9 protein-coding genes are annotated in these 12,030 nt (G+C 70.3%); 2 read left to right on the forward strand and 7 right to left on the reverse strand.

What is annotated here, in order from left to right:
• Nucleotides 1-7: 7 nt before the first annotated feature.
• From AC0ZLC_RS22640 to dnaK, 7 genes are all read right to left on the reverse strand, one after another.
• On the reverse strand, nucleotides 8-1,051 hold the full coding sequence (locus tag AC0ZLC_RS22640) for a helix-turn-helix transcriptional regulator (protein WP_476753760.1): 1,044 nt from the start codon (nucleotides 1,049-1,051) through the stop codon (nucleotides 8-10).
• A gap of 304 nt (nucleotides 1,052-1,355) precedes the next feature.
• The gene (locus tag AC0ZLC_RS22645; RefSeq protein WP_476753761.1) at nucleotides 1,356-2,822 is read right to left on the reverse strand and encodes a PQQ-binding-like beta-propeller repeat protein; all 1,467 of its coding nucleotides are present in this window, start codon (nucleotides 2,820-2,822) and stop codon (nucleotides 1,356-1,358) included.
• 183 nt (nucleotides 2,823-3,005) lie between these two features.
• Nucleotides 3,006-4,106, reverse strand: coding sequence for a sugar ABC transporter substrate-binding protein (locus tag AC0ZLC_RS22650; RefSeq protein ID WP_476753762.1), 1,101 nt, complete (start codon nucleotides 4,104-4,106; stop codon nucleotides 3,006-3,008).
• Between the two features lie 387 nt (nucleotides 4,107-4,493).
• Nucleotides 4,494-4,949, reverse strand: coding sequence for a heat shock protein transcriptional repressor HspR (locus tag AC0ZLC_RS22655; RefSeq protein ID WP_476753763.1), 456 nt, complete (start codon nucleotides 4,947-4,949; stop codon nucleotides 4,494-4,496).
• Nucleotides 4,950-4,956: 7 nt separating this feature from the next.
• Nucleotides 4,957-6,141, reverse strand: coding sequence for a molecular chaperone DnaJ (dnaJ, locus tag AC0ZLC_RS22660; RefSeq protein WP_476753764.1), 1,185 nt, complete (start codon nucleotides 6,139-6,141; stop codon nucleotides 4,957-4,959).
• Between the two features lie 33 nt (nucleotides 6,142-6,174).
• Nucleotides 6,175-6,849: a nucleotide exchange factor GrpE gene (grpE, locus tag AC0ZLC_RS22665; protein WP_476753765.1), complete on the reverse strand. Its 675-nt coding sequence runs from the start codon at nucleotides 6,847-6,849 to the stop codon at nucleotides 6,175-6,177.
• On the reverse strand, nucleotides 6,846-8,690 hold the full coding sequence (dnaK, locus tag AC0ZLC_RS22670; protein ID WP_358850791.1) for a molecular chaperone DnaK: 1,845 nt from the start codon (nucleotides 8,688-8,690) through the stop codon (nucleotides 6,846-6,848). Before dnaK ends, grpE begins: the two co-directional genes overlap by 4 nt.
• Nucleotides 8,691-9,124: 434 nt before the next feature.
• Here dnaK and AC0ZLC_RS22675 point away from each other — a divergent pair, with 434 nt between their 5' ends.
• Together AC0ZLC_RS22675 and AC0ZLC_RS22680 are read left to right on the forward strand one after the other, a co-directional pair.
• The gene (locus tag AC0ZLC_RS22675) at nucleotides 9,125-11,407 is read left to right on the forward strand and encodes a (Fe-S)-binding protein (RefSeq protein WP_476753766.1); all 2,283 of its coding nucleotides are present in this window, start codon (nucleotides 9,125-9,127) and stop codon (nucleotides 11,405-11,407) included.
• A 298-nt stretch (nucleotides 11,408-11,705) separates the two neighbouring features.
• Nucleotides 11,706-11,987, forward strand: a complete 282-nt coding sequence (locus tag AC0ZLC_RS22680) for a hypothetical protein (RefSeq protein WP_476753767.1) — start codon at nucleotides 11,706-11,708, stop codon at nucleotides 11,985-11,987.
• The last annotated feature ends 43 nt before the right edge of the window (nucleotides 11,988-12,030 follow it).

Raw genomic sequence — 12,030 nt, forward strand, 5'->3', positions numbered from 1 at the left:
CCGGGGCTCAGCGGGCCGTGGGCGCGTCCCGGGTCGGCGCGGCGACCGGGAGCAGCTCCGCCGGCTCCGCGGCCCGCGGCGGCCCGTCGAGGCCCGCCTGGGCGATGCGCACCCCCAGCTGCGTGCGGCTGGCGGCGCCGAGGGTCTCGGAGAGCCGCGCGATGTGCGCCCGGCAGGTGCGGACGCTGATGCCGAGACGCTCGGCGACCACGGCGTCCTGGTGGCCCTCCGCGAGCAGCGCCGCGATCGACCGCTCCCGGTGCGTGATGCCCTCGATGCCCGTGGAGGGCAGCGACGCGGCCAGCGGGATGCCCAGCCGCCAGAGCCGCTCGAAGACCGTGACCAGGTAGTCCACCAGGGCCGGGTGGCGCAGCTCCAGGGCGATCGTGCGGTCCGCGTTCGCGGGGATGAACGCCACCTTGCGGTCGAAGACGATCAGGCGCTCCACGACCTCGTCGAGCGTGCGGGCCTCGGCCGCCTCCCCCATCAGCTCCATGTACGTGTGCAGGCCCTGCCCGTGCCGCGCCACATGGGTGTACAGGTCGCGCATCCGGACTCCGCGCCGGCGCAGTCCCAGCGCCCGGTGCAGGCCCTCGGACAGTTCGTCCTCACGGCGGATGCCGCCCGGCTGCACCGTCAGCACCTCGGTGCGGCACGCCTCGGTGGCCGCGTCCATCGCGGCCCGGATCCGCGGCAGTCCGTCGAGCACCCGGATGGCGACGCCCTCGGCCGGCGCCCGGACGCGTCCGCCGAGCCCCGCGTACCACTCGAACGCGGCCACCGCGTCGCCCACCCGCGCCTGGCTCGCGGTGACTTCCTCGTACATGCCCCGCAGCAGCCGCGTCATGACCTCCTGCGGCGACGTCGGCACCAGCCAGCCCATGTCGTCGGGGTCCGGGTGCAGCAGCGCCAGCTCCAGCAGGCACGGCACCGCGTCGGCGTCCGAGCGCAGCACGCGACCACGCCGTACGGCCCGGGAATACACGCGGTCCCCGGCCTCGCACAGCCGGTCAGCACCGTGCGGATGCGTGTCCGTCCCGTGCCCCGCCATCTCCCACCCCTGGCTCCAAACTCCTGGCTCCAGCGTCTTGCGCGATGCAACGCCTCGGCGTCTTCCGCAGCGACACTATGCGCGGCCCCGTCCGCCATCGCAACACGCCTCTTCCCGCCGCCTGCCCCCGATCGCCCCGACACATCGGTAAATGTCCCCACCTCCGCAACGGACTCCTGCAACAAGCTGACCGGGTCGTCCCCGCACCGGCCCGCACACCCGCCCGTACGCCCGGGTTCCGCACGAGCCGTGCAGTGGCCGGATCTCTGCGCCGGGGGTGCGGGGCGGGGACCGGGTACGGGCGTCAGGACGCAGGCGCGAAGACGAAGAAGCCGTCCTCGGTGCCGAGGTAGCCGTACCGGGAGGCGTCGGCGAACAGCGGGACGTGGTCGGCCGGGAGGCTCTTGGCCAGGACCTCCTTCGTGCGCGCGTCGACCGCGACGACGGTGTCGTCCTCGGTCGTGCCGTACAGGACCGAGTCGTCCGCCGAGAACCGGAGGGGTGTCAGCGGCTTCTCACCGGCTCCCTGGGCCCAGAGCTGTTTGCCGGTCGCCGCCTCCCGTACGACGACGCCCTCGTCCGTGGCGGCCGCCACCAGGTTGCCGGAAGGGGCGAAGAGGGGCTCCCGCACGGTCGGGTAGGAGGCGCCGGCCTCGGCACCGCCGTCCAGCTCGTACCAGGCGTCGATCCAGACATCCGAGGCGGCGGCCGTCTGCCAGGCGGTGAGGACCTTGCCGTCCGAGACGCGCAGCACCCTGACGCCCTCGGACATCCGGTCACCGTCGTCCGTGTACTTCACGCCCTGCGGCGGCTTGACGTCGGCGCTGCTCCAGACCTTCCGCCCGGTGGCGAGGTCGGAGAGGGTGACCTGCTCCGGCTCGTACTGGAAGTCGGAGGCGTTCTCGAAGCCCGCGTAGTACCTCCCGGTGATCAGCGGCGCGAACGCCGACGCCCCGGTGGCCTCGCCCGTCTCGGGGAGGAACGCGCAGTCGGCCTGGGAGCCGGTGCAGTCGACCGTGCGGGTCTCACCGCCGTCGACGGGGGTGAGGCTGAGCGTGTTGTCGGCGACCCCGACGCGGTAGCCCTCCAGGAGAAGGACGGCAGGGTAGGTGGACTGCCCCACCATCCGGTTGACGTCCTGCGGCAGTTCGCTGGTGCCCAGCTTCTTCCCGGTGGCGTCGTACAGCGTCGCCGTCGAGGTCACGCTCTCCTCGGTCAGCCCGTCGGACCCGGTCGTCGCGGACGTGCCGACGGCGAGGGCGGGAGCACCGTCGTGCCAGGTGGTGGCCGTGACGGAGTCGGACTTCACCTTCATCGTCCTGCGCACGCCGCCGGTCTTCGCGTCCCGGAACTCCAGGACGAGGCTCTCCGGTTCGTCGGACATGTGCAGCACGAGGTCCTTGCCCTGCTCGGGCTCCCCCGCCGCGTCGAAGTCCGTGACGTAGGCGCCGTCCGCGTCCTTCGCGAAGACGAACGTCTCGCCGAGGTCGAGCATGCCGGGGGCGCTGCCGCCCTCGGCGGCGGGCAGGCTCCACGCGGCCCGCTCGGCGAGTCCGGGCAGGCGGGGGCCCTTGTAGGCGGGGCCGGCCGGGGCCGCGCCGCCGGAGCCGGCCGAACCGCCGGAGGCCGCGCCCTTGTCCGCGGGCTCACCGGTCGTGTCGCCCGAGCCGCAGCCGGCGAGCAGACCCAGCGCGAGCGCCAGCCCCGTCACCGCCCCCGCGCCCCGCGGCCGTCGTGCTGCCCGTCGTATCTCTTCATTGACTGCGCGCATCGAGAATGCGTCTCCCCGTGATCATGATGTGGCAGCGCGCAACCCTAGACGATCTCGGAGTCGTCCATGAGCCGCCCGCCGCCGGGGAGTCCCGTTCGTCCGGCTCTCGACCACGGGGGCGCGGGCGACTTCACGAAATCTCCGCACGCGCCCGGCGCAGGCCCGGTCAGGCCCGCGCCCGGCTCACGACTGGTTCAGACCGATCGCGGAGCAGTCCGCCTTGAACTTCGGCGTGCAGATCTGCTTGACCGTGTAGAAACCCTCCTCCACGACGGTCTCCCTGATGTTCTTCTTGGTCAGGGCGACCACGGGCACCAGCTGGGCCGGGACCTTCTTCGTGGTGGGGCTGTCGACCGTGTCGCGGGTGAGTGCGTCGAACTCGATGGAGCGGCCCTGGACCTTCGCGACGGCCATCTGGGCGGCGGCGCTTGCCTCCTGCGGGTACGACTTGTAGACGCTCATGAACTGGTCGCCCGAGACGATGCGCTGCACGGCGGCCAGTTCGGCGTCCTGACCGGTGACCGGCGGGAGCTTGTCGGCGCCGGTCTCCTTCAGTGCCTCGATGACGGCGCCCGCCATCCCGTCGTTGGCGGAGTAGACACCGGCGATGTTGTCCAGGCCGACGGCCGTGATGGCCTCTTCCATCCGGATCTTGGCGTTCTCCGGCTTCCAGTCCGTGACGTCGTACCTCTTGGCGATGACCACCTTGCCCTGGAGCTCGGACAGCGCGCCCGCCTTGAACTGCGCGGCGTTCGGGTCGGTGACCGAGCCGTTCATCATGACGATCTTGCTGGTGGCGGCGCCGGAGCCCAGCGTCTCCACGAGGGCCCGGCCCTGCACCTCGCCGACGAGCTCGTTGTCGAAGGAGATGTACGCGTCGATCGGCCCCTGCGCCAGGCGGTCGTACGCGATGACGGGGATGCCCGCGTCCTTCGCCTTCTGCACGCTGCTCGCGATGGACTTCGAGTCCACCGCGTCCAGCAGCACGACGTCGACCTTGTCGGCCACCATCTGCTCGAGCTGGCTCTTCTGCCTGGCCGCGTCCTGCTCGGCGTTGGCGTACTCGACGCGGCCCTTGTCGTGGGTGAGCTCGGCGACCTTCTTCTCGATGATGGGGTGGTCGAACTTCTCGTAGCGAGAGTTCTCCTTCTCCGGGAGGAGCAGACCCACCGTGATGTCGTCGCCCTTCTTGGGGCCGGCGGAGCTGCCGTCGCCACCACCGATGCCGTCCACGACACCGCAGGCGGCGAGCGGGGCGGCCAGGGCAAATGCGCCCAAGGCCATGGCAGTACGACGCATACGGATTCGGGTGTTCACTTGATGTGCCTTCCGGACGAGGCCGCAGCTTTGCGACCAGGTGGCTGAAAGCCAACGCGGCGATCACCGCAGCGTCAAGGAGTAACCACTTAACGAGATGACAACGGCCTGGTGTGTGTGGCGTGTGAAGGTACCAACTCTCCGGACGTGCGGGAACGTTGCACCCTCTCCACCTCGTGGAACTTCCGGGCACCCGCGCCGCGACCTCCGACCGTCACGCACCGTGGCCGCGCGCGTACGTTTTCTGCCATGCGGGGTCAGGTGCGGCAGGCAGCCGAAGGGGCCGAGGAGGGCAGCCGAAGGGGCCGGGGAGGTGAGCACCTCCCCGGCCCCTTCGCACGCGCTCGCGCGGGCCTACTGCTCGGACGACCGCTTGGGCCGCCACACCACCAGCGCGCTGGTCTGCTGGACGTCCTGGTACGGCACCAGGTCCCGGCGGTAGGAGGCGTGGACGGCCGCCTCGCGCTGCCGCATCGCGGCGGCGGCTCCGTCGAGGGCCGCCTCCATCTCCGCGACCCGGGACTGGAGCGCGGCGACCTGGTTCTCCAGCTCGATGATCCGCTTGATGCCCGCCAGGTTGATGCCCTCGTCCTGCGACAACTGCTGGACGGTGCGCAGCAGTTCGATGTCGCGGGCCGAGTAGCGCCGGCCCCGCCCGGCCGTGCGGTCGGGAGAGACCAGGCCGAGGCGGTCGTACTGACGCAGTGTCTGCGGGTGCAGACCGGAGAGCTGGGCCGCCACCGAGATGACGTAGACCGGCGTCTCCTCGGTCAGTTCGTACGGGTTCCGTCGACGGCCGATTCCGTCCATGGCGTCCTCATGCTCCCTTCGCGGCCTGGAACAGCTCCGCCCGCGGATCCTCCTCCGCGGTCGCCTCGCGATACGCCTCCAGCGCGTCGCGAGCCTTGCCCGAGAGATCCGTGGGGACGGCGACCTCGACGGTGACCAGCAGGTCGCCGCGGGTGCCGTCCTTGCGGACCGCGCCCTTGCCCCGCGCCCGCATCGTGCGGCCGTTGGGCGTGCCCGGGGGCAGTTTCAGGGTGACCGGGGGCCCGCCCAGCGTGGGCACGCGCACCTCGCCCCCCAGCGCCGCCTCCGGGTAGGTGACGGGCACCGTGACGGTGAGGTTGTCGCCCTTGCGGCCGAAGACCGGGTGGGCGTCCACGTGCACGACGACGTACAGGTCGCCGGCGGGGCCGCCCCGTTCGCCCGGGGCTCCCTTGCCGCGCAGCCGGATCCGCTGGCCGTTGCTCACACCGGCCGGGATGCGGACCTGCATCGTGCGCGACGACTTGGCCCGGCCGCTGCCCCGGCAGACCTCGCAGGGGTTCTCCGCGATCAGGCCGCGGCCCTTGCAGTCGGGGCAGGGGTCGGTCAGCGAGAAGCCGCCGCCCGACCCGCGGGCCACCTGGCCGGTGCCGACGCACGTCGGGCACACGCGCGGTGTGCCGTTCGCGTCGCCGGTGCCCGAACAGGCCTTGCAGGGCGACTGGGAGGACATGCGCAGCGGGACCGTCGCGCCGTCCACCGCCTCCGTGAAGCTCAGCGTGACCTCGGACTCGATGTCCTGGCCGCGCCGCGGCTGGGTCCGGGCGCCCGTGCCCGCGCCGCCGCGGTTGAACAGGCCCCCGAAGACGTCGCCTATGCCGCCGCCGAAGCTGCCGCCCGCCGCCGTACCGCCCTGGGCGCCGCCTCCGAAGAGGTCGCCCAGGTCGAAGTTGAAGGAGCCGCCGCCGGCGCCGGGACCGGGCCGGAAGCCGCCGTTGCCGAAGAGGGCGCGTGCCTCGTCGTACTCCTTGCGCTTCTTGGTGTCACCGAGGACGTCGCTCGCCTCGGAGATCTCCTTGAAGCGCTCCTCCGCCTTCGCGTTGCCCTTGTTGGCGTCCGGGTGGAACTCGCGGGCGAGTTTCCGGTACGCCTTCTTGATCTCGGCCTCGGTGGCGTCCTTGGGGACGCCGAGGACCTTGTAGTAGTCCTTCTCGATGAAGTCCTTGGTGCTCATCCCCGACGTCCCTCCTCCCTCTTCCGTACAACGTCAGCCCTCGTCCGGGCCACCGCTCTCCTTGTCGTCGGCCGCCTCGGCGGACTCCGCTGAGTCCTCCTTGGTCGGCTGCGCCCCGGGCTGGGGTTCGGCCACGGCCACCCGCGCGGGGCGGATGGTGCGCTCGCCGATGCGATACCCGGGCTGAAGGATCGCCACGCAGGTCGTCTCGGTGACGTCCGGCGCGTAACTGTGCATCAGGGCCTCGTGGATCGTCGGGTCGAAGGGCTCGCCCTCCTTGCCGAACTGCTGCAGGCCCATCTTCGCCGCGACGGTCTCCAGCGACTCGGCCACCGACTTGAAGCCGCCGACCAGTTCGCCGTGTTCCCGTGCGCGGCCGATGTCGTCGAGTACGGGCAGGAGCTCGGTCAGGAGGTTCGCCACGGCGACCTCCTTGACCGCGACCCGGTCGCGCTCGACCCGGCGGCGGTAGTTCTGGAACTCGGCCTGGAGCCGCTGGAGGTCCCCCGTGCGCTCGGTGAGCGCGCTGCGGGCCTGGTCCAGCTGGGCCGTCAGGCCGGCCACCTGTGCGGTTGCGTCCCCGTCCGGGGCCGCCGCCGCCTCCTCCTCCTCGGGGGAGGGGGCGGCGGCCTGCGGCTCGGCGTCGTCTGAGGTGGCGCCGGAGGGGACGTCAGGCTTCTCTTCGAAACCCGGGGTCTCCTCCGTCACGCGGCACCGTCCTTGCGCTCCTCGTCGACGATCTCGGCGTCGACGACGTCGTCGTCAGCGGCCTTCGGCTGCTCGGCACCCTCGGCGCCACCGGCCGCCTGCGCGGCGTTGGCGTCGGCGTACATCGCCTGGCCGAGCTTCTGGGAGACGGCGGCGACCTTCTCCGTGGCCGTACGGATCTCGGCGGTGTCCTCGCCCTTGAGCGCGGCCTTCAGCTCCTCGATGCCGGCCTCGACCTCGGTCTTGACCTCGCCCGGGACCTTGTCCTCGTTGTCCTTGAGGAACTTCTCGGTCTGGTAGACGAGCTGCTCGCCCTGGTTGCGGGTCTCGGCGGCCTCGCGGCGGGCGTGGTCCTCCTCCGCGTACTTCTCGGCCTCCTGGCGCATCCGGTCGACCTCGTCCTTCGGCAGCGAGGAGCCGCCGGTGACGGTCATCTTCTGCTCCTTGCCCGTGCCCAGGTCCTTCGCGGTCACGTGCATGATGCCGTTGGCGTCGATGTCGAAGGCGACCTCGATCTGCGGGACGCCGCGGGGGGCCGGCGGCAGACCGGTCAGCTCGAACATCCCGAGCTTCTTGTTGTACGCCGCGATCTCGCGCTCGCCCTGGTAGACCTGGATCTGCACGGACGGCTGGTTGTCCTCGGCGGTGGTGAAGATCTCGGACCGCTTGGTCGGGATCGTCGTGTTCCGCTCGATGAGCTTGGTCATGATGCCGCCCTTGGTCTCGATACCCAGGGACAGCGGGGTCACGTCGAGGAGCAGGACGTCCTTGACCTCACCCTTGAGGACACCGGCCTGCAGGACGGCGCCGATGGCGACGACCTCGTCCGGGTTGACGCCCTTGTTGGCGTCCTTGCCGCCGGTCAGCTCGCGCACGAGCTCCGCGACGGCCGGCATACGGGTGGAACCGCCGACGAGCACGACGTGGTCGATCTCGGACAGCTGGATGCCGGCGTCCTTGATGACGTTGTGGAACGGGGTCTTGCAGCGCTCCAGCAGGTCGGCCGTCAGCTGCTGGAACTGAGCCCGGGTGAGCTTCTCGTCCAGGTGCAGCGGGCCCTCGGCGGACGCGGTGATGTAGGGCAGGTTGATCGAGGTCTCGGTGGACGAGGACAGCTCGATCTTGGCCTTCTCGGCAGCCTCGCGCAGACGCTGGAGAGCCATCTTGTCCTTGGAGAGGTCCACGCCGTGGCCGCTCTGGAACTGCTTCACCAGGTAGTCGACGACGCGCTGGTCCCAGTCGTCACCACCGAGGTGGTTGTCACCGTTGGTGGCCTTCACCTCGACGACGCCGTCACCGATCTCCAGCAGCGACACGTCGAAGGTGCCGCCACCGAGGTCGAAGACGAGGATCGTCTGGTCGTCCTTGTCGAGCCCGTACGCCAGCGCGGCGGCGGTCGGCTCGTTCACGATGCGCAGGACGTTCAGGCCGGCGATCTCGCCGGCCTCCTTCGTGGCCTGACGCTCGGAGTCGTTGAAGTAGGCCGGGACGGTGATGACCGCGTCCGTGACCTTCTCGCCCAGGTAGGCCTCGGCGTCGCGCTTCAGCTTCTGCAGGATGAAGGCGCTCATCTGCTGCGGGTTGAAGTCCTTGCCGTCCAGGTTGATCTTCCAGTCAGTGCCCATGTGGCGCTTGACCGAACGGACCGTCCTGTCGACGTTCGTGACCGCCTGGCGCTTGGCGACCTCGCCGACGAGCACCTCACCGTTCTTGGCGAAGGCGACGACGGACGGCGTGGTCCTGGCGCCCTCGGCGTTGGTGATGACGGTGGGCTCGCCGCCCTCCAGAACGCTGACGACGGAGTTAGTCGTGCCCAGGTCGATGCCGACCGCACGTGCCATGACAATTCCTCCAGCTGACTTGAGTGGAACGGACTCAAGTGTGCACCACTCCCGCCGCGTGGTCAACAGAGCTGAGTCGAGCGGACTCAATTCTTATCCGTTCCTTACGCGCAACGGGGGCGTGAGCTGGGGTTTTGTGCAGAGATCGGCGAGCGGAGGCCGCGAAATCCGACACCGGGTGCCCGGGGAGCACACGCCCATGCCGGGAGGGAATGCCGCAACAGGGCGTGAATGGCAGGATCCGGTTGTACCGGGCAGGCCGCGACCCGGCCGACGGGACGGCGCACAGCCGTGAGGCAAGCCTCAGCGACGCAGATCACCGCCCGCCTGGCTACAGTGCGGCGCTAGAAATGGGTAGTCTCAGACGGACTGCATAAGTTACCGCTTAGTAATCACTTTCGAAGCACCACCTCGCAGGCCCGAGGAGCCCCCGAATGCAACTCGCCGCGATCATCGTGTCGCTGGTCCTGACCGTGGTCGGCGTCGCGCTGCTCGCACGCGCCATCGGCCAGTTCGTCCGGCACTTCAAGCTCGGCCAGCCCGTCCCCGCGGGCACCCGGACCGACAACCCCTACCAGCGCAGCGTGACGCTGGTCAGGGAGTTCCTCGGGCACACCCGGATGAACCGCTGGGGCGTCGTGGGCGTCGCCCACTGGTTCGTGGCCATCGGCTTCCTGACGCTGCCGCCGACGATCGTCAACGCGTACGGCCAGCTCTTCCAGGCCGACTGGACGCTGCCCGTCCTCGGCGACTTCCTGCCGTACGAGCTGTACATCGAGTTCATCGGCACCATGACAACGCTCGGCATCGTCACGCTGATGGCCGTCCGGCTGCTGAGCCTGCCCTCGCGTCCCGGCCGCAAGTCCCGCTTCGCGGGCTCCAAGATGGGCCAGGCGTACTTCGTCGAGTACGTCATCTTCACCATCGGTCTGGCGATCATGATCCTGCGCGGCCTCGAGGGCGCGCTGCACGGCGTCGACCACTACGAGGCCGCCTACTTCACCTCGTACCCGCTGGTCCTCCTCTTCAAGGGCCTCGGCGTCACGACGCTGCAGAACCTGGTCTACCTGTTCGCGATGATCAAGCTGGGCACCACCATGATCTGGATGATCACGGTGAGCCTGAACACCAACATGGGTGTGGCCTGGCACCGGTTCCTCGCGTTCCCGAACATCTGGTTCAAGCGGAACGCGTCCGGCGCGACCGCTCTCGGCGGGCTCCAGCCGATGACCAGCGGCGGCAAGCCGATCGACTTCACCGACCCCGGCGACGACGACGTCTTCGGCGTCTCCCAGGTGGAGCAGTTCTCCTGGAAGGGCCTCCTCGACTTCTCGACGTGCACCGAGTGCGGCCGCTGCCAGTCGCAGTGCCCCGCCTGGAACACCGGCAAGCCGCTCTCCCCCAAGCTCCTCATCATGTCGCTGCGCGACCACGCGCACGCCAAGGCGCCGTACCTGCTGGCCGGCGGCGGCAAGGACATGGAGGGCAACGAGAAGGCCTCGGCCGAGGCGCTGAAGGACGTGCCCGCCGCCGCCCTCGCGGAGGCCGAGCGCCCGCTGATCGGCACGCTGGAGGAGAACGGCGTCATCGACCCGGACGTCCTGTGGTCCTGCACCACCTGCGGCGCCTGTGTCGAGCAGTGCCCGGTCGACATCGAGCACGTCGACCACATCGTCGACATGCGCCGCTACCAGGTGATGATCGAGAGCGCGTTCCCGTCCGAGGCGGGCACGATGCTCAAGAACCTGGAGAAGAAGGGCAACCCCTGGGGGCTGGCCAAGAAGCAGCGCCTGGAGTGGACGAAGGAGGTCGACTTCGAGATCCCCGTCGTCGGCCGCGACATCGAGGACCTGACCGAGGTCGAGTACCTGTACTGGGTCGGCTGTGCCGGCGCCCTGGAGGACCGCGCCAAGAAGACCACCAAGGCCTTCGCGGAGCTGCTGCACATGGCGGGCGTCAAGTTCGCGATCATGGGCGGCGACGAGAAGTGCACCGGTGACTCCGCCCGCCGCCTCGGCAACGAGCCCCTGTTCCAGGAGCTCGGCATGGAGAACGTGTCCGCACTGAACATGGCCTTCGGCGAGGAGACGGACGACGAGGGCCACGTCACCGCCGAGTCGAAGAAGCCGAAGTCGGCGAAGAAGATCGTCGCCACCTGCCCGCACTGCCTCAACACCCTCGGCAACGAGTACCCGCAGCTCGGCGGCGACTACGAGGTCATCCACCACACCCAGCTGCTCCAGCACCTCATCGACGAGGGCAAGCTGCTGCCGGTGACCCCGGTGGACGGTCTGATCACCTACCACGACCCCTGCTACCTGGGCCGGCACAACAAGATCTACACGCCGCCGCGCGAGATCATGTCGGCCGTCCCCGGCCTGCGTCAGCAGGAGATGCACCGCCACAAGGAGCGCGGCTTCTGCTGCGGCGCCGGCGGTGCCCGGATGTGGATGGAGGAGCGGATCGGCAAGCGCATCAACAACGAGCGCGTCGACGAGGCCCTGTCCCTCAACCCGGACATCGTCTCCACCGCCTGCCCGTTCTGCCTCGTCATGCTGACCGACTCGGTCAACGGCAAGAAGAACGACGGCAAGGCCAAGGAGTCCGTCCAGGTCGTCGACGTCGCCCAGTTGCTGCTCGACTCCGTCAGGACACCGGTCGACCCGGCGGGTCCGGCCGAGGCCGAGAGCACGCCGGAGCCCGAGCCCGTCAAGTGACGGCGGGATCCGCCGCGTAGCGGCCGCACCGCGTTCGGCCTCCGAAGCACCCCAAGTCCCCGGCCCGCCCGGGGACATGGGGTGTTCGCGTCGGTACCGGGCCGCGCATCCGCCCGTACAGGGCCATCAAGTGCGGGTCGGGGCGGTGCCGACCTGCTCGGCAGCCACGGCGACGAGGCGGCCGACGCGCGGGCGTTCGCGATGTTCGGCGGCCCGCGGGGCCGGGGCGCCGCCCGCGTCCTGGACCTGCCGCGCGGCTTCCGCCCGCTGGCCGCCGCCGACTTCGACGGCGACGTCCGTGGACCTGCTCGACGGCGGCCGGGGCGGCACCGGAGACACCGGTTCCCGGAAGCCCGGCACCCCGAACCCGCACGGCTGGAACGCCTTCGGGCACCGGCTGCCGCTGCTCGACGTCGACGGCGACGGCGACGGCCACGCGGACGCGGTCGTCTTCGGCCCGCGGTACGAGAAGGGCAGGGGCGCGTTCCTGGTGCTGCACGGCTCCGACGCCGGCTTCGACCCCGAGCGCGCGCGGATGTTCACGCCCGGCGACCTCGGACTGCGGGTGCGGCCGGTCTAAACGCCGCCCAACGCGTCGGCAGGCAACCGGTGTTCATGTCCGC

This window comes from Streptomyces sp. GLSS-08 (assembly GCF_056387915.1).